Origin of the sequence: Photobacterium pectinilyticum, from assembly GCF_024357955.1 — a bacterium.
In the GTDB taxonomy this organism is placed as follows: Bacteria; Pseudomonadota; Gammaproteobacteria; order Enterobacterales; family Vibrionaceae; genus Photobacterium; species Photobacterium pectinilyticum.
This window is the reverse complement of record NZ_JANEYT010000080.1, coordinates 1-23,211: the sequence shown is the minus strand read 5'-3', so window position 1 is coordinate 23,211 and position 23,211 is coordinate 1. Positions and strand designations below refer to the sequence as shown.

Here is a 23,211-nt window from a genome sequence, read left to right as displayed (position 1 = left end):
CCAACTAGAAATCAACTAGTTGGGATTATCGCCTAACTGCAGGATCGTTCAAGTTAGCTTAAACGATCGGCATTACGCCTATGGTGGGCGTTGTGCTATCGTAAGGACAGTTAATATCCAGCTTGGCAGTAAGGCTTTGTTCGCTGTCATTTGCTGGTCAGATAAGACGACAGGTATTTGAAAAGGAACCCCTATGACTGTGCAGGATCACTTCCAAACGGCGATGGAAAAGGCGTGGGACAAGGTAAATAGTGCCCAGCCTGATGCAATAGCAGACTGGCCGAAGAGTAAGCTCGATGAGCTTAAGCAAGTCTTGGCTTACAGTGACTTTGTTACCGCCTCGGTTGTTCGCGATGCCACCTTGTTACCTTGGCTGGCTCAGCACTTGGATGATCTAGCTCGGGCAGAAGATTACCGGAGCGATCTTGCTCAACAGTTGGCAACGGTGAGTGATGAAGCGGGCATGATGCGGGTTTTGCGTCAGTTCCGTCACCGCGAAATGGTCTGGATAGCATGGCGTGACTTCATTGGCCGCAATAGCTTGGATCTGAGCCTTAGCCATTTATCGATGTTGGCAGAGGCGATGATCATGGAAACTTACAACTGGCTTTACGCCCTGTGTTGTCGTGACTGGGGTACACCGATGAACAGTAGTGGCGAAGCGCAGCCGATGCTGATCCTCGGGATGGGTAAGCTCGGAGGCGGTGAACTGAACTTTTCGTCCGATATCGATTTGATCTTCACCTACCCGGAAAATGGTGAGACCCAGGGGGGGCGACGAAGTCTAGCCAACGCTCAGTTCTTTACCCGCTTGGGACAGCGCTTGATCAAGGCGCTCGACCAACAAACGTATGATGGTTTCTGTTATCGGGTCGATATGCGGTTGCGTCCTTTTGGTGACAGTGGCCCCTTGGTGATGAGCTATGCGGCACTGGAAGATTACTACCAGGAGCAGGGCCGTGACTGGGAGCGCTATGCCATGATCAAGGCCCGGGTGATGGGCAAAGAAAGTTTTTCTCAGTATCAGGAGCTGCGTCAGATGTTGCGGCCATTTGTGTTCCGCCGCTATATCGACTTCAGTGCTATTCAGTCACTGCGACGTATGAAGGCGATGATCAGCAGTGAGGTTCGTCGTCGAGGCTTGACCAACAATATCAAGCTTGGACCGGGTGGGATCCGCGAAGTGGAGTTTATTGCCCAGTCGTTTCAGTTGATCCGTGGAGGCCGAACACCTGAGTTGCGTGGTCGTGGCTTGCGCGAAACTCTTCAGGCGATCAGAACGCAGGGTCTACTGCCTGAGAAGCAGGTTGATGATTTGGATCAGGGCTATGCTTTTTTGCGCCGACTAGAAAATTTGCTGCAGGCAATCGACGATATGCAGACCCAGACCTTACCGGACAAGCCGTTGAATCAATATCGGTTGGCTTTAGCGATGGGGTTTGAGGATTGGTTCGGGCTGGAGCAGGCTGTGAGCCAGCGTATGGCTGCAATCCATGAGGTGTTCGATGACATTATCGGTGCCGATGAGGAAGAGCAACAAAGCGAGGCTACAGCCCATTTTCATGAAATGTGGGCAATGATCAAAGACGCCGACGTCGTGACTGCGATCCTTGGCGAGCTCAATGCGTCTGAGGCTGACAGGCAGTTTGCTATTTTGAGCAATATGAAATCTGAGCTCTCCAAGCGCACCCTCGGGCCCAGGGGACGCGAGGTCCTGGCCAAATTAATGCCGACGGTTTTGATGTTGATTGTCACCCGCGAAGACGCCCCAGCTGTGCTCGAGCGGGTGTGTAAGCTGATAGTCCGAATAGCAACCCGAACGACTTACCTCGAACTGCTCAGTGAGCACCCTGCGGCCCTTGAGCAGTTGGTGCGCTTGTGTGCCGCCAGCCCGATGGTAGCTACCCAGCTGGCCCAGTATCCTATCTTGCTCGATGAGTTACTTGATCCCCAGCATCTGTATAACCCGACGCCGTTGGAGAATTATGGTGATGAGTTGCGTGAGTTCCTTGCCCGGATCCCGGAAGAGGATATGGAGCAGCAGATGGAGGCGATCCGCCAGTTCAAGCAGACCCAACTGCTGCGCATTGCGGCCGCGGATATTGCCGGGGCGTTGCCGCTGATGAAGGTGAGCGATCATCTTACCTACCTATCCGAGGCGATTGTCGCGGCCGTGGTTAATCAGGCTTGGTTGCAAATGGCAGAAAAATACGGCGAGCCGACCCATCTGCTCGAGAGAAGCGGCCGCGGGTTTGCGGTATTGGGCTATGGCAAGGTTGGTGGCTGGGAGCTGGGTTATGGCTCGGATTTGGATCTGGTGTTTTTGCATGACTGTCCGGATAACGTCTATACCAATGGTCGCAAAGAAATCGATGGCCGTCAGTTTTATCTGCGCTTGACTCAGCGGATTGTTCATCTGTTCTCTACCCGCACGGCTTCGGGCGTACTGTATGAAGTCGATGTCCGCCTGCGCCCATCTGGTGCATCAGGTTTATTGGTGAGCACGATGGAAGCGTTTGCTGACTATCAGCAGGAAGAAGCATGGACCTGGGAGCACCAGGCCTTAGTTAGGGCCAGAATGATTTATGGTGATACGCCGCTTCAACAGGCATTTGCTGCGGTGAGGCAAGCGATTTTGATGTCTCCTCGTGAGGCCGCTCCATTGCGTAAGGAAGTGGTCGCAATGCGCCATAAGATGCGAGAACATCTAGGTAGCAAAAAGGCGGGTATGTTCGGCCTTAAACAGGATAAAGGTGGGATCACCGACATCGAGTTTCTGGCCCAGTATTTGGTGCTATTGCATGCGGCAGAGGAAAAGGCCTTGATCCGTTGGTCTGATAATGTTCGTTTGTTCGAGACCATGGCGGACTATGAAATATTGGCGCCGGAGCAAGCTATGCAGCTCAAGCACGCTTACTGTGTGATGCGCGATGAAATTCATCGTTTGAGTCTGCTTGGCTTACCTGCCTACGTGGAAGATGGCAGGTTTTTGGCTGAACGCCAAGCGGTGCAGCAGATCTGGCAGGCATTACTGGAGCCAGGTGCTTAATTAAGATTACGCAGAAATAAGTAGGAGCGGGGCATCGCCTCGCTCTTTGTGATTGAATTACCGTTGAAATCCCCTGAGCAGATGCATGCTAATTTGGCTTTGTGTTAATATTTGGGGGTTAACACAATCCCGGAGAAAAAAATGAAACTGACTCTTCCTGATTATGATCAAGCAGGCGTGCTGGTCGTGGGTGATGTCATGCTGGATCGCTACTGGTATGGGCCGACAGGCCGCATTTCCCCTGAAGCCCCCGTTCCTGTAGTGAAAGTTGATCAGGTTGAGGAGCGTCCGGGTGGCGCCGCGAACGTGGCGATGAATATTGCAGCACTGGGCGGTCACGCCCGGTTGGTTGGCTTGACGGGTATTGATGAGCCAGCCCGTGCGCTGTCTGAAAAACTGTCGTCACTGGATGTGCGTTGTGATTTCGTGACGTTGCCTGATTATCCGACCATCACCAAGCTGCGCGTCATGAGCCGCGGCCAGCAGATGATCCGTCTGGACTTCGAAGAAGGTTTCCACAACGTGCCGGCGGATATGATTTTGCCGCGTATGGAGCAAGCCCTGTCTTCAAGCAAGGTTGTGGTACTGTCTGATTATGCCAAGGGCGCCCTTGAGCATGTGCAGGCAATGATCCAGCTGGCACGCAAGTCCGGTATTTCGGTGATGGTTGACCCGAAAGGGGCTGACTTTGAACGCTACCGTGGCGCAACCCTACTGACTCCTAATCTGTCCGAGTTTGAAACGGTGGCGGGTAAAACCCAGTCGGAACAAGATTTGGTCGAAAAAGGCCTAGCACTGATTGAACGCTATGAGTTCGATGCATTGTTGGTGACACGCAGTGAGCATGGCATGACGTTGCTGCAAAAAGGCCAAGAGCCGCTACACATGCCGACGCAGGCCAAAGAAGTGTATGACGTGACTGGTGCCGGTGATACGGTTATTTCGGTACTGGCAGCATCGCTGGCTGCGGGAAAGTCGCTGTCGGATTCATGCAAGCTGGCCAATGCCGCTGCAGGTGTTGTGGTTGGCAAGCTGGGGACCTCGACCCTATCGACCATTGAACTGACCGAAGCGATCCATGGTAGCCAGGACAGCGGGTTTGGTGTGATCAGCGAAGCCCAGCTCAAGCAGGCGGTGAAAACAGCCCGTGCGCGTGGCGAGAAAGTGGTGATGACCAATGGTTGTTTCGATATTTTGCACGCCGGTCATGTGGCGTACTTGAATGAGGCAGCGAAATTGGGTGACCGCCTGATTGTGGCCGTGAATTCTGACAGCTCGGTACAGGCACTCAAAGGTCCAGGCCGTCCGGTTAACCCGGAAGATCGTCGTATGGCGGTATTGGCGGGCTTGGGCGCGGTTGACTGGGTGGTACCATTTAGTGAAGAAACCCCACAGCGTTTGATCAGTGAAATTTTGCCAACCTTGCTGGTGAAAGGGGGCGATTACAAGCCGGAAGAGATTGCCGGTGGTCAAGAAGTGATTGCGGCTGGTGGCCAAGTACTGGTGTTGAACTTCGAAGACGGTTGCTCGACAACTGAAATTATCGAAGCCATCAAAGGAGGCCGAGGCTAGTCGCCTTAAGGCTTTATCAAGTCAATAAAAAAGCGCCATCATTGTTGATAGCGCTTTTTTTATGACAATATGTCTGATGCTAGGCTGCGATTATTTCGCTTTCACTAGGCCGGCGTTTACGTCCACGACATCCTGTTCGGTCAGTGAGCCCACAGCTTGCTTTAGCTGAAGCTGGCTGATGATGTAATCATAGCGAGCATTGGCTAACTGGCGATTTGCATCATATAGGCGGCGGGTTGCGTCCAGTACATCAACAATCGTACGGGTACCGACATCGAAACCGGCTTCGGTCGCTTCAAGTGCTGACTGAGCAGACACAACTGACTGCTGGTAAGCGCGAAGAGCACCGATTGAGGCATTGATGTTGTTGTAGAAGGCGCGAACGTCTCGAACAACACTGCGGTAAGAACCTTCCAGATCTTCACTGGCAGCGACATAACTGAACTGGGCCTGCTTCACTTCAGAGGTCACGCGGCCACCGGTGTAGACAGGTAGCGCCAAGTTGATACCGGCTGTCAGCGTACCGTCATCTGCTCCTGAAACTTTGTCATCGTAGCTATAGCCAGCATTGAAAGACAGAGTTGGCAAATGGCCAGATTCTGCCAGGGTGATTTCATCACGGGCGATATCTTGTGAAATGCGAGAGGTCAACAGGCTAAGGTTTTCTGTCTCGGCATCTTTAAGCAGGCTTTCCACGTGAGACTTTGGTGCACTGGCACTAAAGCGACGGGTGTCCAGAATGCTCAGATTAGTGTGCTCTTGACCGGTGATCTCACGTAGGCCTTCGTAGCTGTTAGTCAGGGCATTTTCTGCCAATATCTCATCAGCCAGTACGCTATCGTACTGAGCTTGGGCATCGTGTACATCGGTAATAGCCGATAGGCCGACTTCGAAACGTTGTTTGGTTTGCTCTAGCTGGCGGCCAACAGCGGCTTTCTCCGCACGGACGAATTCTAGGTCGTCCATTGCGCGAAGCACGGCAAAGTAGGCGTCAGAGACACGCAGGATCAAGCCTTGCTGAGAGGTTGCGTAAAATGCATCGCTCTGGCGGGCAACCTTCTCGCTGATATCTAGGTTTATCCAGCTGGCGCGGTTGTAGACCGACTGGTCTAGGGATAGACCGCCGTTGAAACCGTCCGCATCGCCATCCATACGGGAGACGTTATAGCCAGCTGTTAGGTTGATTTGTGGTAGCAGTGCGCTTCGGGTTGAGTTAATCGCTTCGAACGCAGTATCTTTATCGGCAGCCGCACGTAGCAGCTGAGGGTCATTTTGTTTTGCTTGTTGGTAGATTTCGGCGAGATCATCAGCCAGTGCAGTATGGCTAAGACCGCCAAGCGCAAAGCTAACAATAAGCGGAAGCAATTTTTTCATGTATGCCTATCCTGGTCCTGACAAAAATAAGAGCAAGGCTCCAGTTTAACCTATGTTTCCTTGCGAGAAACTGATCTTTGAACAATTTACTTTATTTTACGATATTTTACTGGATTAATTGTGATTCTAATCGGTTCATAGGCAAAAATGACTTAAAAAAAATCATAATTATTGTCATAAATGTTGAATTAAATCATTGCCGTTCTTTGGTGGGGATGGAATCATATACGTTTTCGTCGGCCGGAAGCCGTATTCACAAGGGCCAGAGGGACAAAAACATGGCAAAAACAACAAATAAGAACAGTGGCCCAGCACAGTTTTCTGCCAGTGATGTCGATGTCATCGCCCAGGAGTCATTGTTCAAAGGTTTTTTCAGCATGGTGAAGTACCGTTTTCGCCATCGCTTATTTGCCGGCGGCTGGAGTGAGCCGATGGACCGTGAATTGTTCGAGCGCGGCCATGCTGCTGCCATGTTGCCGTATGATCCCGCGACCGATCAGGTGGTGTTGGTTGAGCAATTCCGAGTCGGCGCGTTGGCCGCCGAGGGCTGTTCTCCTTGGCAGCTGGAAATTGTGGCTGGTATTATTGAACCCGGCGAGCAACCCACAGAGGTCGTGCGCCGAGAAGCTGTAGAAGAAGCCGGTCTTGATGTTGGACCGTTGCATAAAATTACCCGTTATCTGTCAAGCTCCGGCGGTTGTTCCGAAACGTTGGATATCTTCGTTGGTGAGGTTGACAGTACCCTTGCCGGCGGTATTCACGGCCTGGCAGAGGAGGGTGAAGACATCAAAGTGCACGTGGTCTCTCGAGAAGATGCCTACCGTTGGGTAGAATCTGGTAAAATTGAGAATGCAGCCTCGATCATTGCCCTGCAATGGTTGCAATTGAACTACACTCGATTGCAAGCTGCTCCTTAGACGACCAAGACCACTGAGGATACCGATTGAATAGAAGGTACACTGTTGATTTTGCTGGTATCATGCGACTCTACGAAACCAACTATGCGAAGTTGCTCCCATTGCTGCCAAAAAGCGATCAGGTTGGCGACCATTGCATTTATTGTGTTTCGGAACAGGAATATCATCTGACCATTATTGAGTCGACCCGCTACACCACGGTAGTTGAGCTGCTGCTAGAAGCAGAAAAATCGCTGCCGGATTACCTGATCCCGAAAATGACGATCAGGTTATACCACGATGCCAGGGTCGCAGAAGTGTGTTCAGCTCAGCAGACTTCACGTCTGAAGCCAAGGTATGATTACCCCAATATGCGGATGCATCAGAAAGATGAGAAGCATCAGGTTAACCGTTTTTTGGGAGACTGGTTGGCATACTGCCTAAGAAATGGGATCAGCAAACAGTCGGTTTGTTAACAGAATCAGATAGACAAGGTTTTTGACGTTTTGCAGACTTTTACTCTGCCACAGACGAACCGCGATAGTGTGGTTCTCCTGCAAATTACCGATACCCACCTTTTTGCCGACGATGGCGGCAGTTTGTTGGGTGTCGCGACGAAAGACAGCTTTCATGCCGTTTTGGACGCGGTAGATGCTGCTGCGCGTCCTTTTGATGCCATAGTGGCGACGGGCGATATTTCACAAGATCATACGGAACATTCCTACCAGCGCTTTTGCGATGGTATTGCTCGTTGGTCGCAGCCATGTTTCTGGTTGCCGGGTAATCATGACTACCAGCCGAGCATGCAAGCCGTTTTGCCTTCAGCGCAAATCAAGTCTTGCCATCAAGTGTTGGCTGGTGAGTATTGGCAGGTGATCCTGCTTGACAGTCAGGTCAAGGGGGTCCCCCATGGTGAGCTGAGCCAAGCTCAGCTTGAGATGCTGGAGCAGGCATTATCAGCCCAGCCAGATCGCCATGCGCTGGTCCTGTTGCACCATCACCCACTACCAGCCGGAAGTTCTTGGCTGGATCAGCACCAACTGCATGACAGTGAACCGTTCTGGCAGGTGATTGGGCGCTATCCGCAGGTGAAGGCAATTTTGTGTGGCCATATTCACCAAGAACTGGATCGGATTCAGCAAGGGGTAAGGGTGCTCGCGACACCATCTACTTGCATACAGTTTCAGCCTGACTCCCATGACTTTGCCTTGGACCAGAAAAGCCCGGGTTGGCGCTACCTTGTTTTGCATAGCAATGGGCAGCTCGACACCCAAGTCTGTCGTCTGGAAGGCCATGACTTTACACCAAACTTTGAATCTGCAGGTTACTAGATGAAGCCGCTGCTACTGTATATCCATGGCTTTAATAGCTCTCCGAAATCTCTCAAGGCAACCCTGATGGCGGAATACTGCCAGCGTGAGCGACCGGATATTCGAGTCGAAATCCCGCAAATGCCTTGCTATCCTTTGGAGGCGGCGACGTTTATTGATGAGCTGGTGCAATCATTGCGTCATGAATACCAGATAGCGTTGGTTGGCAGTTCGCTGGGAGGCTACATCTCTACATGGCTCAATGACCGTTATCAGTTACCTGCAGTCTTGGTTAACCCCGCGGTTAAGCCCTATGAGCTGCTGCAGGACTATTTGGGTGAGCAAGAAAACCCTTACACCGGTGAACGTTATTTCCTTGAGCCCAAACATATGGATGAACTGCGCCAGATGAATGTGGCCCAACCTAGCCGTCCCGAGCAGCTGTGGCTGCTGCAACAAGAAGGTGACGAAGTACTGGATTACCGCCAGGCTGTCGAGAGATACTCGTCCTGCCGGCAAACCGTTGAGCCCGAAGGGGATCATAGTTTTGTCGGATTTGATCGTTATCCTGAAAAAATCATTCAATTCTTGGGATTGTAATACCTTCCGAGCACTTGTTGCTTGAGAGGTATTTGTCCCGACTTGGATCAAATTCGACTCACATTTGTGGGCCCCATTTTCGACCCCAGCTTGACAACCGAGCTGGGGTTACTGACTATTGTGGCCAAAAATTATTCCGTAACTTTCCGTAATTATGACAGATCAAAGCTATAACGCTGGAGCCATAGAGGTTCTAAATGGCCTTGAGCCAGTACGCCGCCGTCCGGGGATGTATACCGACACGGTACGGCCAAACCACCTTGGCCAGGAAGTCATCGATAACAGTGTCGATGAAGCCTTGGCTGGCCATGCCCGCAAGGTAGAGGTCATTCTTCATGCGGATCAGTCGCTGGAAGTGATTGATGACGGACGGGGGATGCCAGTAGATATCCACCCTGAGGAAGGGGTTTCTGGGGTCGAGCTGATCCTATGCAAGCTTCACGCCGGTGGTAAATTCTCAGGCAAAAACTACCAGTTCTCTGGTGGTTTGCACGGGGTTGGGATCTCGGTAGTCAACGCCCTGTCTAACCGGGTAGAAGTCACGGTGAAACGTGACGGCCAGCTCTACCAGATCGCGTTTGAAAACGGTGATAAGGTCAGTGAACTGGAAGTGATTGGAACTTGCGGTCGCCGTGCCAAAGGAACCAGTGTCCATTTCTGGCCAAATCCTAAGTATTTTGACAGCCCGAAGTTCTCTGTCTCTCGCCTGAAAAGCAACCTCAAGGCCAAAGCGGTGCTTTGCCCGGGACTGGAAATTGTCTTTACCGACAAAACCAATGATGAAACCATCCGTTGGTGTTACGAAGACGGATTGAAGGACTACTTGGCTGAAGGTGTCAAGGGTTATACCCTGCTGCCGGAAGAGCCGTTTACCGGTGTCTTCAGCGGCCAGACTGAAGCGGCTGATTGGGCGTTGCTATGGCTGCCGGAAGGCGGTGAGTTGATCACCGAAAGTTACGTTAACCTTATTCCAACGGCTCAAGGTGGTACCCATGTTAACGGCCTGCGTCAGGGGCTGCTTGATGCCATGCGTGAATTCTGTGAGTTCCGCAACTTGTTGCCTCGTGGCGTGAAGTTGACAGCAGATGACATTTGGGACCGCTGTGCCTATGTGTTGTCGGTGAAAATGCAGGATCCACAATTTGCCGGCCAGACTAAAGAGCGCTTATCATCGCGCCAGTGTGCGGCATTTGTCTCTGGTGTGGTAAAAGATGCCTTCAGCCTGTGGTTGAACGAGCGTCCGCAACTTGCCGAGCAGTTGGCAGAGGTGTGTATTGCCAATGCCCATCGCCGGATGCGCGCCAGCAAGAAGGTGGTACGTAAGAAGGTCGCTTCTGGTCCAGCATTGCCGGGTAAGCTGGCAGACTGTTCGCAGCAGGATTTGTCCCGAACTGAACTGTTCTTGGTCGAGGGTGACTCGGCAGGCGGCTCGGCCAAGCAGGCCCGTGACCGTGTATTCCAGGCTATTATGCCGCTGCGCGGTAAGATTTTGAACACCTGGGAAGTCTCTGCCGATCAGGTGCTGGCCTCGCAGGAAGTGCATGATATTTCTGTGGCATTGGGTATCGACCCGGACAGTGATGATCTTAGTGGCTTGCGCTACGGTAAGATTTGCGTTCTTGCTGATGCCGACTCGGATGGTTTGCACATTGCAACCTTGCTGTGCGCTCTGTTTGTCCGTCACTTCGAGTCTCTGGTTCGTGCTGGCCATGTGTATATCGCCATGCCGCCACTGTACCGGATTGATCTTGGCAAGGAAGTGTATTACGCCTTGGATGATGCCGAGAAAGACGGGATCCTCGATCGCCTTAGCAACAAGCGTGGTAAGGTCAACGTCCAGCGCTTTAAAGGACTGGGTGAGATGAATCCGCTTCAGCTGCGCGAAACCACCATGGATCCGAATACTCGCCGCCTGGTTCAGCTGACTATCGATGATGATGAGCAGACCAACGAGATGATGGATATGTTGCTGGGTAAGAAGCGTGCGGAAGACCGCCGCCACTGGCTGCAGAGCAAAGGCGATATGGCCGAAGTGTGATTGACCGGGCCTGCCAGTACTGTCTTGTATAGTGGCGGGCCTTGCCTGATGATTTGATAGCCCGAGGATGCAATGCGCCCGGACTAGAAATATAAACGGAATACCCAACGATGACTGATGTCTCAATGGATGGCGTAGAACAGCTTCCGCTACGGAAGTTTACCGAAGATGCCTACCTCAATTACTCCATGTACGTGATCATGGATCGTGCCTTGCCGTTCATCGGTGATGGCCTCAAGCCTGTTCAGCGTCGCATTATCTATGCGATGTCCGAGCTGGGCTTATCGGCAACCGCGAAATATAAGAAGTCGGCACGTACTGTCGGTGATGTACTGGGTAAGTACCACCCGCACGGTGACTCGGCATGTTATGAAGCCATGGTCTTGATGGCGCAGCCTTTCTCCTACCGCTACCCGCTGGTGGACGGCCAGGGTAACTGGGGTGCTCCGGACGATCCGAAATCCTTCGCCGCGATGCGTTATACCGAATCTCGCCTGTCGCGCTTTTCTGAAGTCTTGCTTGCTGAGCTGGGCCAAGGCACGGTTGACTGGGGCTTGAACTTTGACGGCACGATGAAAGAGCCGAAGATGCTGCCTGCCCGCCTGCCGCATATCTTGCTCAATGGCGTAACCGGTATTGCCGTGGGGATGGCAACGGATATCCCGCCGCACAATACCCGTGAGGTGGCCAATGCCGCTGTACACCTGATTGAGAATCCGAAAGCGGAACTTGACGAGGTCATGGAGTTTGTCCAAGGGCCGGATTACCCAACTGAAGCCGAAATCATCACCTCGAAAACCGATCTTAAAAAGGTCTACCGCACTGGCCGCGGTAGTATCAGAATGCGTGCGGTATGGCACAAGGAAAGCGGAGATATCGTGATCACCGCTTTGCCACACCAAGTGTCGGGCTCGAAGCTATTGGAGCAGATCGCCAGCCAGATGCGCGCCAAGAAACTACCGATGGTTGAAGACTTGCGTGATGAGTCGGATCATGAAAACCCGACCCGTATTGTGATTGTGCCACGTTCAAATCGGGTCGATAGCGAGCAGTTGATGAATCACCTGTTTGCCTCTACCGATTTGGAAAAGAGTTTCCGTGTTAACCTCAACATGCTAGGCCTTGATGGTCGTCCGCAGGTTAAGGGGCTGGTGCAGATCGTTTCTGAGTGGATCGAATTCCGCCGTACCACGGTGCGCCGTCGCTTGCAGCATCGTTTGGATAAGGTGAATGCCCGTTTACATATCCTTGAGGGTTTGTTGGCGGCTTACCTTAATATTGATGAGGTTATTGAAATCATCCGTACCGAGGATGATCCGAAAGCCGAGTTGATGTCTCGTTTCGACCTGTCAGCCATCCAAGCTGATGCGATCTTAGAAATCAAGCTTCGCCAGTTGGCCAAACTGGAAGAAATTAAGATCCGTGGTGAACAGGATGAGCTATCGAAAGAGCGTGATCACCTTGAGAAGCTACTGGGCTCAGAGCGTCGTTTAAACACCTTGATCAAAAAAGAAATCTTGGCCGATGCCGAGAAGTATGGCGATGACCGCCGCTCGCCATTGGTTGAGCGAGAAGAAGCTAAGGCGCTGACCGAGCGTGAGCTGATCCCGTCTGAAGCTATCACGGTTGTGTTGTCTGAAAAAGGTTGGGTTCGCCATGCCAAGGGGCATGAGGTTGACCCTACTTCCTTAAGCTACAAATCGGGAGATGGCTATCTCGCCCATACCCGTGGCAAGAGCAATCAACCTGCCGTTTTCCTTGGGTCGGATGGTCGCAGCTATGCGCTTGAGTCCCATAGCCTACCATCAGCCCGTAGCCAAGGTGAACCGGTCACTGGTCGTTTGAACCTGACACCGGGGAGCCATATCCGTCAGGTCATGATGTCTGATGATGATCAGCTATGGTTGATGGGGTCGGATGCAGGATACGGCTTCATCTGTAAATGCAGTGACATGGTGTCGAAGAACAAGAACGGTAAAGCGTTGCTGACGGTTCCTGAAAATGCCGAGGTGGTACCGCCGCAGTGTATTGCGGACTTGGACAATGACGAGATCCTCGCCATTACCAACGAAGGCCGGATGCTGTTGTTCCCGATCAAAGAGTTGCCTCAGCTGGGCAAGGGGAAAGGCAATAAGATCATCAATATTCCAGCGGCCCGCTCGAAGTCGCGGGAAGAGTTTTTGTCACAATTAGTTGTGCTACCGAAAGGCAGTCACCTGACACTATATGCTGGCAAGCGCAAGCTGGGGCTCAAGCCTGCTGATCTGGATAACTTCCGTGGTGAGCGCGGCCGACGGGGTAGCATGTTGCCACGTGGCCTGCAGCGTGTGACTCGCTTTGAAATAGATTCACCGCAAACATCGGAAGAATAAGTTAGGTGGATGAGCCATGATTCAAGCCCTCCAGACGGAGGGCTTTTTGTTGGGCCTTTTCCAGTAGTTCGGAGCAGAAAGAGGTAGGATGTGGTCTAATTTCTGAACATAAAAGGTGTTTTTTCCCGCAGCCTAAGTATACTAGCGAACGCTTGTACGCTGAGGAGAGTCTGATGTTATTTGTATTGCGCATGATTGCTGTAGTAGTGTTTACTGTTGTCATGTTTGTATTCGGTTGTGGCTATTGTCTGCTAAGCCCGCGTAACCCTAAGAATGTTTATATTGTCGGTCGCCATTTCTGCAAGATGGCCCGTATCTTCGGTATTAAGCTGGAATTTCGTTACCCTGATGGCGAGCAGCCCGTTCCAAGCGTATATTTAGCGAATCACCAGAACAATTATGATTTGTTTACCGTCTCTGGTGCTATCCAACCAAGAACCGTGACCGTGGGTAAGAAAAGCATCTCGTGGATGCCTTTCTTTGGTCAGCTTTATTGGTTAACCGGTAATATCCTCATTGACCGAGCTAACCGCAGTAAGGCTGTCGGTACAATCGGCCAGGTGGTTGAGCAAATTAAACAGCGCAATGTCTCTATTTGGATGTTCCCTGAAGGTACCCGCTCGCGTGGTCGTGGTTTACTGCCGTTCAAAACTGGCGCCTTCCATGCCGCGATCTCTGCTGGTGTGCCAGTTGTGCCGATTGTGTGTAGTAGCACGGAAAATGTTAAGCTGAACAAATGGGACAACGGTGTGGTGATCGTTGAGATGCTACCACCCGTACCGGTAGACGGTATGACAAAAGAAGATGTCCGAGCACTATCGAACCAGTGTCGCGATATGATGGCGGCTAAACTGGATGAGCTAAATGCTGAGGCGACGCGCCGCTCGACAAAGTAATCGATTAGGTTGTTAGCCAAAATATGACTGATGAAGGACATGCCTGTGCGTGTCCTTTTTGTTTTTACCAACCAAGATAAGTCTTTGATCTAGACTTAATTTAGGTTGGTATTGTATGTAGATGAAAACACCATGATTGAAGAACAGGTAATATTGGTCGATCCGCAAGGCAGGGAGCTTGGCGTTCAGGAAAAAATGCAGGCTCACCGGGATGGTGTCCTTCATCTGGCGTTTTCGGTCTTGTTGTACCGGGACGGTGGCAATGAGCGTGAGTTTCTGATGCACCAACGTGCATTGGGCAAATACCACAGTGGCGGGTTGTGGACCAATACTTGCTGCTCACACCCACGCCTGGGCGAGTCGATGGCACAGGCAGGGATCCGCCGGCTTGAAGAAGAGATGGGGATTGTCGATATTCGGACGTTGTCTGATGTGGCAAGCTTTGTCTATCGTGCTGAACTGGATAATGATTTAGTTGAACACGAACTGGACCATGTCTTGATGGCACCGGCCTCTGATATCGTGATTAACCCGAATCCAGAAGAAGTGTTGGCTTATCGCTGGTGGGCTCAGAGTGAGCTCCTGGCTGCATTAGATCAAGAGCCTCACTTGTTTACCGCTTGGTTCCCGCAGGTGCTGGTATTGGCTTTGGCGAATGCTTAGCGCTATAGGACTATAAGTTGTGATAGAAACAAAAAAGCTGCCTTCAGGCAGCTTTTTTGTACGCTTAAATAGCAAATCAAAAAGCGACTATTTACGAACAGCAATCGCTTCGATTTCAATCTTCACATCTTTTGGTAGGCGAGCAACTTCAACGCAAGAACGCGCAGGGTAAGGGGCATTGTGCTCGTCAAAGAACTTGCCGTACACTTCGTTAACGGTAGCGAAGTCGTTAAGGTCTTTCACAAATACCGTCATTTTTACGATATCAGCCACTTTTAGGCCAGATGACTCAACAACCGCCTTAACGTTTTCTAGTGACTGGCGAGCTTGCTCAGCGATATCGTCAGACACTTCACCGGTTTCAGGGTTCACCGGGATCTGGCCTGAAGTCAGAACCATGTTACCTAGGTCAACACCCTGTACATAAGGGCCGATTGCAGCTGGAGCCTGCTCTGTGTGAAGTACTTGAGTCATTACTTGTCCTTACTTTAATTATGTTAGGTCATCGTTAGAGGTCTAGTTTGCAACCCATTGACGAAGAGGTCAAAGGGTTTCAGGTAAGCGGGTTGAAAAGGCAGCACGGTTGGACTTTGGCTGCCTTTATCCCTAGCGGTCGGTAACAGGTCGGCTCTAGGGAAAACCGGTTTTAGGCTGGGATCCCAAGTCTTGCCTTGACCACTTTTTCACACTCGTCAATACGAGAGATATCTTTCGGTGCGATCATCACGGTGTCGTTCCCCCCCACAGTACCGAGGATCTCGGCATGCGGTTGGATGTCGATCAGCCGAGCGACGAGCTGGGCACCGCCGGGGTGGGTTTTTACCACTACGACGAGCTGGTTGTGGGTGATAAATTCGATCTGGGAAGCAATCGATGAGCCGACTTGTACCGGCTCGCTTTCCACTGTCAGGCAGTAGACTTTCTTACCGTAGGCATTCGGCACTTTTGCCACGCCTAGCCTTGATAACAGGCGGGACACGGTAGATTGGCTGACATCTTCAAAACCCATATCGATAAGCTGTGTGCGGATATCATCTTGGGTTGAGAAGCTTTGTTGCTGCAATAATCGCTTACAGGCGGAAGTCATGCTTTCTTCTTGACAGAAAGCGTCTATCGCTCCGTGCATACTGTATCCACTCACGGGCAACTCCTTGTTATTCTGTAGGGTCTTTGATCGTATCTCGTGGACAGCCCTCGCATTGGCTTATTGTTCGGGAAGTCTGTGCTTCTTTACGATGCGAGTAATGGGCTGCAGGTTGGCAAGATATAATGCCTTGGTTGCATAATCTTGCAATGGCATCATATCAACAATGCAACCGTAATTTATTGACCCCTATCACCAAAACAAAACGCCATCTACATGGTTAGAATGAGGAATTATATCCCGAACTATCTAGAAGGGTCCGAGGATTTAACTTGACTTCCTGCTGGGACTGGTTCGCTGCTACACCGTCGTTTTCTTCGGGGAAGTTAAGCCCTGACAGGTTGTTTGTTGAGTAGGTACTGTCTTGGGTTACAGGTAGAAGAGCGCGGCGTTGTGAGCTGTTTGCTTGAGCCTCCGAGGTGGTATCTGAGGTATTGCTGGCAACTTGAATGTCTTCTGTACTCGGACGGTTGAGCTGGCTGACGTAGTCCGAGACCTTGATTCCAGCGAGCTCGGTGCTGGCCGATTGAACCTCAATACCCAGAGCGTCCAGCCAGTCAAAGATCAGTGGTGAGGGGACAAATTGGCTGTAGCGGATTGCCGGTTGCAGATTCTGCAATTCTTCCGGATTGTCGACGATGGCCACGGTGATCCCGGCGATCTCTCCATCGGCATTGAATACCGGCCCGCCACTCATGCCCGACATTACAGGAGCATCACTGAGCGAGTAGAGGCAGTCGGTAGTGGTATCGACGACATCCTGAATGTATCTACCTTCACCGCTAACAGCGGTACCTACTAGGGAGTGACCATGGTGGATAACGGTCTGATCTGGGTAAATTAATCCCCAGGTCGGTTGGGCATTCGAGGAGCGAGGGACCAAAGCCAAGTCACAGGCTGGGTGGTAGATGACACCCGTATCCCAGGACAGTTGGGCCACATGCTTGGCAGTGATCATATAGTCATTATTGATGGGAACAGCGGAGCCAAAGCCGCCCAGCAGCATCGGAACCCCGATTACCACCATTTCGTTGGCTGAATGCTGGTAGGTTTGCTGGACCGGACCATTGCTGGCCACACAGCCAGACAGGGTGACGGCGGTAATACAGATATGACAGGGGCGGGCAAGCAGGCACCTGACTGCTTTTACTAGGTGCGCAATATTTCTCATTTTACTAGCCTTATTTTTATAGTTTTTTCGTGTCGGCATATGGGGCCGGAATAATAAAGGTAGTGAGTAAGAGAGAAGCGGGGGATGGTCGGAAATGAGAATAAAAAAGCCTGCTCAAAGTTGAGCAGGCTTTCTTTTTACTTAGGCAGGAAATGTCGCTAATGAGACAGCTTTTCAGCTGGTTAGCGATGTTTTCAATCTTTGCTTAGTTGTTCTCAGTCATGATTTCGCGTGAAAACACTTTTTCGCAATACTTACACTTAAGCTGGATATCTTCTTTTTTGGTGACGACTTTGAAGCTGCTGTCGACGGGCTCACCATGCGAGATACAGTTGGAGTTTGGGCATTTGAATATCGCATTAATTTGCTCAGGTAGCGCAAGGGTCAGTTTCTTCACGACTTCGTAGTTTTCGATTTGGTTGACCGTTGCTTGTGGCGCATACAGTGCCAGTTGGCTCGCTTGCTCTTCACTGATAAAGATGTTTTCGATCTTAATCAAATCTTTGCCGCCTAGCGCTGAAGAAGGCAGGTTAAGGCCTACAGTGACGCGCTGGTTAGTCTTGTGCATTTTGAACAGTTTTAGCACTTTGATGCCAATATTTGCAGGAATATGGTCGATAACCGTACCGTTCTTTATCGCTTCAACCTGTAGTTGTGTTTCCTTCGTCATTGTTCTTTCTCCTGCTTAGATTGCTTCGTTTAGGACCAGTGCCAGTAGGGCTTGACGTGCGTAGACACCGTTTTCTGCTTGCTGGAAGAAGTAAGCATGTTTTGTTTTGTCGACGTCAGTGGTGATTTCGTCAATGCGTGGTAGCGGGTGCAGTACTTTCATATTGCTACGGGCATCGGTCAACATCGGTGCAGTCAGGATATAAGCCGCTTTCATGTGGGCGTATTCCGATTCGTCGAAGCGCTCTTTCTGGACGCGGGTCATGTACAGGATATCCAGCTCAGGAATGACTTCTTCCATTGCGCTGTGTACGCTATAGCTGATGCCTGCTTCGTCCAATTCTTCGCAGATGTAATCTGGCATTGCCAGAATCTCAGGTGCAATGAAGAAGAATTTCACGTTGTTAAACTTAGCAAGTGCTTGGGTCAGGGAGTGGACTGTACGCCCGTATTTCAGGTCACCGACGAAAGCGACATTGAGGTTATCCAGCGTACCTTGAGTTTCGTAGATAGTGAACAGATCCAGCAGGGTCTGGGTTGGGTGTTGGTTGGCACCGTCACCACCATTAATCACTGGGACATTGTTTGAAAACTCAGAAGCCAGGCGAGCGGCACCTTCTTGCGGGTGGCGCATAACGAAAGCGTCAACATATGAGGAGATTACCTGGACCGAGTCAGCAAGGGTTTCACCTTTCTTCGCCAGTGACGTGTTACCGCCGTTGTCAAAGCCAATCACGGTACCGCCTAGGCGCTGGATAGCGGTTTCAAAAGATAGGCGGGTACGGGTAGATGGCTCGAAGAAACAGCTTGCAACGACCTTGTTTTTTAGAAGTTCAGGGTTCGGATCGGCTTTCAATTTACCGGCAGTCTCTACTACTAGCTCAAGCTCACTACGGCTCAGTTCCGGAATGGAGATGATGTGCTTTTGAAACAGCGAATTCGCCATGGCTTCTCTTCCCTTTTAATTACGATGATGAACGACAGGTGCCCGCTGGCGTGGGCAGCCGGCAAAAAAAAGCCCCCTTAACAAAGGAGGCTTTTTTTACAAAAACAGGAAAAACAAAAAACGGCGCCTGCACCGAAAGTCGGTGTAGGGTCATCAGGTTTAGCTGAAAAGACGGGCGCATTTTTTATCTCTCTCTAGACAAATTGCGAAGGATTATACCCCCATTTCTAGCGAACGCAAGCGTTTGCCTAAACTATTCATTTAGTGGAACTTTATGCACTTTTTGTGGGTGTTTTTCGGGCTAGAAAAGGTGAGCTAACCCTGTGTTCTGTAAGGGTTTATTTTCGAAAGTAGAAAGCGAATAAAGGGGAGGGGCATAAAAAAATACCGGCCCGAAGGCCGGTATGGGCTTGAGAGTAATTACACTCAAGAGAGTCGATTACTGACCTAGCGTGGCAACCATGATTGCTTTGATTGTGTGCATGCGGTTTTCTGCCTCGTCGAAGACGATAGAGTGCTTAGATTCAACCACTTCGTCGGTTACTTCAACGCCGTCTTTCAGCATTGGGTATTCTTGAGCTAGCTCTTTACCCACGGTTGTGTCTTCACCGTGGAAAGCAGGTAGGCAGTGCATGAATTTCACATGTGGGTTACCGGTTGCTTTAAGCATATCCATGTTTACTTGGTAAGGTAGCATGAGGTTGATACGCTCAGCCCACGCTTCTTTCGCTTCACCCATAGATACCCATACGTCAGTGTATAGGAAGTCACAGCCCTGAACGCCTTCTTGCACGTCTTCAGTCAGAGTGATTTTTGCGCCAGTTTCTTCTGCGATTTCGCGACATTGTGCAACAAGCGCTTCTTCAGGCCAGAACGCTTTTGGTGCCACTAGACGGATGTCCATGCCCATTTTCGCAGCGCCAACCATTAGTGAGTTACCCATGTTGTTACGAGCATCGCCTAGGTAAGCGAAAGTGATTTCGTGCAGTTGTTTACCACGGCCGTGCTCCATCATAGTCAGGAAGTCAGCTAGGATTTGTGTTGGGTGGAATTCGTCTGTTAGGCCGTTCCATACAGGAACGCCTGCGTGTGCACCTAGTTCTTCAACGATTTCCTGACCAAAGCCACGGTACTCGATACCATCGTACATACGACCTAGTACACGTGCTGTATCTTTCATTGACTCTTTGTGACCGATTTGAGAGCCCGATGGGCCTAAGTAAGTCACTTTAGCGCCTTGGTCGAATGCCGCTACTTCGAATGCACAGCGAGTACGCGTTGATGATTTTTCAAAGATTAGCGCGATGTTCTTACCTGTTAGGCGAGGTTGCTCGTAACCGTTGTACTTCGCTTTTTTCAACTCAGCAGATAGATCTAGCATGTGTTGAATCTCACGAGGAGTGAAGTCTAGTAGTTTTAGGAAGTTACGGTTGCGAAGGTTAAAAGCCATGATGTTATCCTCTCTGAATCTGTATCTCTCTGGCCGGAGGGGGCAGGGTTTAATGAATCAGCCCCACGACCGGAAGTTATTATGTATTGTTTAACGCATTACGTATGATTTGTGAATAAGTATTCTCTTATTCTGCAATAATATTTGTGCCAGCTTCACCTTTTAGGATGGCTAGGCCATCTGCAAGGGCACCGATCCCAACCAGCTTGCCGCCTTTTTCGATGAACTTGCAGGAGGCATCGATTTTTGGTCCCATGGAGCCAGCATCAAAGGCATACTGAGCCAGTTCACGTGGGGTGGTGCTACGCAGTGCTTTCTGGGTTGGTTTACCCCAGTCCAGGTAAACTGCATTGGCATCGGTCAAGATCAGCAGGGCGTCGGCATTAAGCTGCTGGGCAAGGTATGCCGCAGACATGTCTTTGTCGATAACCGCTTCTACACCAACCAGTTTGCCATTTTCTTTTTTGACCGGGATACCGCCGCCACCGGTGCAGATCACGAGGTGCTCTTGTTTGATCAAGGTCGTGATTGCATCGCTTTCGACAATACCGGTTGGTAGTGGGCTTGGTACCACGCGACGGAAGTACTGACCGTCAGGCTTGACTGTCCAGTGGTATTTTTCCGCCATTTCACGGGCTTCGGCTTCTTCGTAGACCGGACCGATAGGCTTGGTTGGATCTGCAAAGGCCGGATCGTTCGGGTCTACAGTCATCTGGGTTAGCATGCAGGAGACATCTTGCTCCGGCAGTAGGTTTTTCAGTTCTTGCATCAGCATGTAGCCAATCATGCCTTGGGTTTCTGAACCTAGTACGTCCAATGGGTATGGGTTAACTTTTTTGTACTCCAGCCCTTGTAGCGCTAGCAGGCCAACCTGTGGACCATTGCCGTGCACGAGAACAACGTTGTAATCCTTGCCAATCTCCGCGATCGTTTGTGCCGCTTTGGCAATGTTCTGGCGTTGGACATCGGCTTCGAGTGGCTCGCCGCGGCGAAGCAGGGCATTGCCGCCCAGTGCTACTACAACAGTTTGCTTAGTCATGTGATCGTCTCTCTTGGTTTACTCTCAGTTATTGTGTTTTATTTGGCTTTTCGCCTGGATTCTGAGAGGTCTTGCTGTTTGGTGGCCGGTGCTGAGCACCGGCTGTCAGGTTAGGCAAATGGCCTCGGTATTAGATACCGTCACGCTCGATTGGGCAGCTCATGCAGCGAGCACCACCACGGCCGCGGCCTAGTTCGTCACCTGGGATAGGCAGTACTGTGATACCAGCCTTGTCGTACTTCTCGTTGGTGTAAGTGTTACGCTCGTAACCAATAACCACACCTGGTTTCACTGTCAGTACGTTGTTCGCATCGTTCCACTGTTCGCGCTCTGCTTCGAAGCTGTCGCCGCCAGTCGTGATTAGGTTTAGTTTGTCTACGCCTAGTGCTTTCTCGATAGCGGTCACGAAGTAACCTTCTTCCTTCACTTTGACTGCGCCAGATTCGTCGCCAGTTAGGCTCCAGCACTGAACGTCTTTACGTACAACTTCTGGGTAAACAGAGAAGGTATCTTCACGCATGTGCGTCATAACAGTATCTAGGTGCATGCAAGAGCGGTGTTTAGGTAGTTGCATTGCAATAACTTGCTTGGCTTCACCGTGCTTGAATAAGCTTGATGCTAGCTGCTCAACACCTTGTGGTGTTGTGCGCTCAGACATACCGATAAGGACTGCGCCTTTACCGATAACCAGTACGTCACCGCCTTCGATAGTCGAGTTGTCGTACATCTTCTCTTCGTCGCCGAAGTACTTGATGAAGTCCTGGCCTGCGAAGGTTGGGTGCCAGCGGTAGATAGCGCGAACGTGGTTTGTCTCACGTTGACGGGCTGCTTTCGCCATTGGGTTGATAGAGACACCGCCGTATACCCAGCAAGATGTGTCGCGAGTAAATAGGTGGTTTGGTAGTGGCTCAATGATGAAGTCAGTTGGTTCGTGCATGCCTTGCATCATTGAAGAAGACTGAATTGGTAGCTCAGCATAGCTAAGACCGCCAAGAAGAATGGAAGATAACTCTTTGCTTGGTAGGTCTGCAAGGAAGCAACGTACATCGTTAGCAAATGCAATACCTAGGCGGTAGTCAGAGATTTGCGTTTGAAGAAGCCAATCTTTTGCTTCTGGCACTTCTAGCGTATCTGCTAGCAAATCACCAAGAAGCATGACTTCAACACCTTGCTCACGTAGTGTGTTAGCAAATACGTCGTGCTCTTGGCCAGCGCGCTCAACCGCTAATACATCATCAAATAGTAGATCGTGACAGTTTGATGGAGTTAGGTGAGTTAGCGCACGCTCTGGACGGTGGATAAGAACGCGGCGTAATTGACCTATTTCAGAACCTACGTAGAACTTACTCATGATCGTATCTCTCTTTATTTATTGCCAATTTTTTTGGCTGTATTTATTTTATTGCAAAGTAAGAAGTTATTTATTTCTTTGCTTTCGTATCTGGGTTTCATTTTACCCCAAAGGGGGGGGGAGTCTTAGAGGTCTATCACACTTTTATTATTAAGATGGTAACGCTATATATTTGATTTGTTAGCATTTTTAATGCAGTTGTCACTGGATTACATGCATGGGTATTTATGTGTTTTCATTAGGTTTTAAGTGGCTGTTGTTTTCTTATCTGCTTGTTTTTTTATCATGTTTGGTGGTGGTGGTGGAATCTTATTCAGAAATATTCATGTTGTTGTAATGTAAAAGCTATAATCTTATGCATTAAAAGTGTTTGTCTATATAAAAATAATTGGAATGTTACTGTGTTAGTAACAAATATTTTTCTTTTTATTTGATGTGAGTGCTTTTTTGTAATTTATCCACACAGGTTTATTTGTGGTTTTTATCCGTTGATTGATTTTTTGGCATGAGTTTAAAAATAACAGGTGTCGTTTTTATTTATATTTTCTTTAAAAAGCTTTAAGGGCGGTGGAATATAAGTTCGGTGACGGTCGAGCTAAATAGCTGTTCCTAATAGTAGATCTCTCAGGGAAGGGAACTCAGTCCAAATTGTGCGATCTGATCAGTTACCA

The 23,211-nt window shown here is 50.3% G+C and carries 19 protein-coding genes; 10 read left to right on the top strand and 9 right to left on the bottom strand.

Translation table 11 applies throughout. The annotated features are described in order from the left end of the window. Positions 1 to 193: 193 nt before the first annotated feature. Positions 194 to 3,049: a bifunctional [glutamate--ammonia ligase]-adenylyl-L-tyrosine phosphorylase/[glutamate--ammonia-ligase] adenylyltransferase gene (gene glnE, locus NHN17_RS21670; RefSeq protein ID WP_373689585.1), complete on the top strand. Its 2,856-nt coding sequence runs from the start codon at positions 194 to 196 to the stop codon at positions 3,047 to 3,049. A gap of 141 nt (positions 3,050 to 3,190) precedes the next feature. Further along, on the top strand, positions 3,191 to 4,621 hold the full coding sequence (gene hldE, locus NHN17_RS21665) for a bifunctional D-glycero-beta-D-manno-heptose-7-phosphate kinase/D-glycero-beta-D-manno-heptose 1-phosphate adenylyltransferase HldE (protein WP_255044722.1): 1,431 nt from the start codon (positions 3,191 to 3,193) through the stop codon (positions 4,619 to 4,621). 90 nt (positions 4,622 to 4,711) lie between these two features. Here hldE and tolC read toward each other — a convergent pair whose 3' ends face one another. After that, positions 4,712 to 5,995, bottom strand: a complete 1,284-nt coding sequence (tolC, locus tag NHN17_RS21660) for an outer membrane channel protein TolC (RefSeq protein ID WP_255044721.1) — start codon at positions 5,993 to 5,995, stop codon at positions 4,712 to 4,714. A 278-nt stretch (positions 5,996 to 6,273) separates the two neighbouring features. Here tolC and nudF point away from each other — a divergent pair, with 278 nt between their 5' ends. The 8 genes from nudF to idi all read left to right on the top strand — a co-directional run bounded on the left by nudF (position 6,274) and on the right by idi (position 14,770). Beyond that, positions 6,274 to 6,912 carry an ADP-ribose diphosphatase gene (gene nudF, locus NHN17_RS21655; RefSeq protein ID WP_255044720.1) on the top strand — a complete coding sequence of 213 codons (639 nt, stop codon included), beginning with the start codon at positions 6,274 to 6,276 and terminating at the stop codon, positions 6,910 to 6,912. 26 nt (positions 6,913 to 6,938) lie between these two features. After that, positions 6,939 to 7,367 carry a DUF1249 family protein gene (locus tag NHN17_RS21650; RefSeq protein WP_255044719.1) on the top strand — a complete coding sequence of 143 codons (429 nt, stop codon included), beginning with the start codon at positions 6,939 to 6,941 and terminating at the stop codon, positions 7,365 to 7,367. A 30-nt stretch (positions 7,368 to 7,397) separates the two neighbouring features. Further along, on the top strand, positions 7,398 to 8,222 hold the full coding sequence (gene cpdA, locus NHN17_RS21645) for a 3',5'-cyclic-AMP phosphodiesterase (protein ID WP_255044718.1): 825 nt from the start codon (positions 7,398 to 7,400) through the stop codon (positions 8,220 to 8,222). Further along, a complete protein-coding gene (gene yqiA / locus NHN17_RS21640) occupies positions 8,223 to 8,801 on the top strand; it encodes an esterase YqiA (protein ID WP_255044717.1) in 579 nt (192 codons plus the stop codon). 154 nt (positions 8,802 to 8,955) lie between these two features. Continuing rightward, positions 8,956 to 10,839: a DNA topoisomerase IV subunit B gene (gene parE / locus NHN17_RS21635; RefSeq protein ID WP_255044716.1), complete on the top strand. Its 1,884-nt coding sequence runs from the start codon at positions 8,956 to 8,958 to the stop codon at positions 10,837 to 10,839. 110 nt (positions 10,840 to 10,949) lie between these two features. Then, positions 10,950 to 13,211 carry a DNA topoisomerase IV subunit A gene (gene parC / locus NHN17_RS21630; RefSeq protein WP_255044715.1) on the top strand — a complete coding sequence of 754 codons (2,262 nt, stop codon included), beginning with the start codon at positions 10,950 to 10,952 and terminating at the stop codon, positions 13,209 to 13,211. 173 nt (positions 13,212 to 13,384) lie between these two features. Then, entirely contained in the window at positions 13,385 to 14,107 is a 723-nt protein-coding gene (locus NHN17_RS21625; protein ID WP_255044714.1) for a 1-acylglycerol-3-phosphate O-acyltransferase, read from the top strand. Positions 14,108 to 14,239: 132 nt separating this feature from the next. Then, positions 14,240 to 14,770 (top strand): isopentenyl-diphosphate Delta-isomerase, encoded by a 531-nt coding sequence (idi, locus tag NHN17_RS21620; protein WP_255044713.1) that lies wholly within the window; start codon positions 14,240 to 14,242, stop codon positions 14,768 to 14,770. Between the two features lie 87 nt (positions 14,771 to 14,857). On the opposite strand, the gene NHN17_RS21615 is transcribed toward idi, so the two are convergent. The 8 genes from NHN17_RS21615 to arcA form a co-directional block, all read right to left on the bottom strand. Continuing rightward, positions 14,858 to 15,244 (bottom strand): RidA family protein, encoded by a 387-nt coding sequence (locus NHN17_RS21615; RefSeq protein ID WP_255044712.1) that lies wholly within the window; start codon positions 15,242 to 15,244, stop codon positions 14,858 to 14,860. 172 nt (positions 15,245 to 15,416) lie between these two features. After that, complete coding sequence (locus NHN17_RS21610) at positions 15,417 to 15,896, bottom strand: arginine repressor (RefSeq protein WP_255044723.1); 480 nt, start codon at positions 15,894 to 15,896, stop codon at positions 15,417 to 15,419. Positions 15,897 to 16,134: 238 nt separating this feature from the next. Next, complete coding sequence (locus NHN17_RS21605) at positions 16,135 to 17,085, bottom strand: serine protease family protein (protein WP_255044711.1); 951 nt, start codon at positions 17,083 to 17,085, stop codon at positions 16,135 to 16,137. A 205-nt stretch (positions 17,086 to 17,290) separates the two neighbouring features. After that, positions 17,291 to 17,755 (bottom strand): aspartate carbamoyltransferase regulatory subunit, encoded by a 465-nt coding sequence (gene pyrI / locus NHN17_RS21600; protein WP_255044710.1) that lies wholly within the window; start codon positions 17,753 to 17,755, stop codon positions 17,291 to 17,293. A gap of 15 nt (positions 17,756 to 17,770) precedes the next feature. Continuing rightward, the gene (gene pyrB / locus NHN17_RS21595) at positions 17,771 to 18,700 is read right to left on the bottom strand and encodes an aspartate carbamoyltransferase (RefSeq protein WP_255044709.1); all 930 of its coding nucleotides are present in this window, start codon (positions 18,698 to 18,700) and stop codon (positions 17,771 to 17,773) included. 439 nt (positions 18,701 to 19,139) lie between these two features. Further along, the gene (locus tag NHN17_RS21590) at positions 19,140 to 20,150 is read right to left on the bottom strand and encodes an ornithine carbamoyltransferase (protein WP_255044708.1); all 1,011 of its coding nucleotides are present in this window, start codon (positions 20,148 to 20,150) and stop codon (positions 19,140 to 19,142) included. A gap of 127 nt (positions 20,151 to 20,277) precedes the next feature. Beyond that, the gene (arcC, locus tag NHN17_RS21585) at positions 20,278 to 21,189 is read right to left on the bottom strand and encodes a carbamate kinase (protein WP_255044707.1); all 912 of its coding nucleotides are present in this window, start codon (positions 21,187 to 21,189) and stop codon (positions 20,278 to 20,280) included. A gap of 130 nt (positions 21,190 to 21,319) precedes the next feature. Continuing rightward, on the bottom strand, positions 21,320 to 22,540 hold the full coding sequence (arcA, locus tag NHN17_RS21580; protein WP_255044706.1) for an arginine deiminase: 1,221 nt from the start codon (positions 22,538 to 22,540) through the stop codon (positions 21,320 to 21,322). Between the last annotated feature and the right edge of the window lie 671 nt (positions 22,541 to 23,211).

What these genes read in the sequence shown, in the direction of transcription:
- tolC (WP_255044721.1), bottom strand. Translation starts at nt 5,995, where the DNA reads ATGAAAAAATTGCTTCCGCTTATTGTTAGCTTTGCGCTTGGCGGTCTT.
- NHN17_RS21590 (WP_255044708.1), bottom strand. Translation starts at nt 20,150, where the DNA reads ATGGCTTTTAACCTTCGCAACCGTAACTTCCTAAAACTACTAGACTTC.
- parE (WP_255044716.1), top strand. Translation starts at nt 8,956, where the DNA reads ATGACAGATCAAAGCTATAACGCTGGAGCCATAGAGGTTCTAAATGGC.
- glnE (WP_373689585.1), top strand. Translation starts at nt 194, where the DNA reads ATGACTGTGCAGGATCACTTCCAAACGGCGATGGAAAAGGCGTGGGAC.
- arcA (WP_255044706.1), bottom strand. Translation starts at nt 22,540, where the DNA reads ATGAGTAAGTTCTACGTAGGTTCTGAAATAGGTCAATTACGCCGCGTT.
- NHN17_RS21610 (WP_255044723.1), bottom strand. Translation starts at nt 15,896, where the DNA reads ATGCACGGAGCGATAGACGCTTTCTGTCAAGAAGAAAGCATGACTTCC.
- pyrB (WP_255044709.1), bottom strand. Translation starts at nt 18,700, where the DNA reads ATGGCGAATTCGCTGTTTCAAAAGCACATCATCTCCATTCCGGAACTG.
- parC (WP_255044715.1), top strand. Translation starts at nt 10,950, where the DNA reads ATGACTGATGTCTCAATGGATGGCGTAGAACAGCTTCCGCTACGGAAG.
- pyrI (WP_255044710.1), bottom strand. Translation starts at nt 17,755, where the DNA reads ATGACGAAGGAAACACAACTACAGGTTGAAGCGATAAAGAACGGTACG.
- NHN17_RS21615 (WP_255044712.1), bottom strand. Translation starts at nt 15,244, where the DNA reads ATGACTCAAGTACTTCACACAGAGCAGGCTCCAGCTGCAATCGGCCCT.
- yqiA (WP_255044717.1), top strand. Translation starts at nt 8,223, where the DNA reads ATGAAGCCGCTGCTACTGTATATCCATGGCTTTAATAGCTCTCCGAAA.
- hldE (WP_255044722.1), top strand. Translation starts at nt 3,191, where the DNA reads ATGAAACTGACTCTTCCTGATTATGATCAAGCAGGCGTGCTGGTCGTG.
- NHN17_RS21625 (WP_255044714.1), top strand. Translation starts at nt 13,385, where the DNA reads ATGTTATTTGTATTGCGCATGATTGCTGTAGTAGTGTTTACTGTTGTC.
- arcC (WP_255044707.1), bottom strand. Translation starts at nt 21,189, where the DNA reads ATGACTAAGCAAACTGTTGTAGTAGCACTGGGCGGCAATGCCCTGCTT.
- NHN17_RS21605 (WP_255044711.1), bottom strand. Translation starts at nt 17,085, where the DNA reads ATGAGAAATATTGCGCACCTAGTAAAAGCAGTCAGGTGCCTGCTTGCC.
- nudF (WP_255044720.1), top strand. Translation starts at nt 6,274, where the DNA reads ATGGCAAAAACAACAAATAAGAACAGTGGCCCAGCACAGTTTTCTGCC.
- idi (WP_255044713.1), top strand. Translation starts at nt 14,240, where the DNA reads ATGATTGAAGAACAGGTAATATTGGTCGATCCGCAAGGCAGGGAGCTT.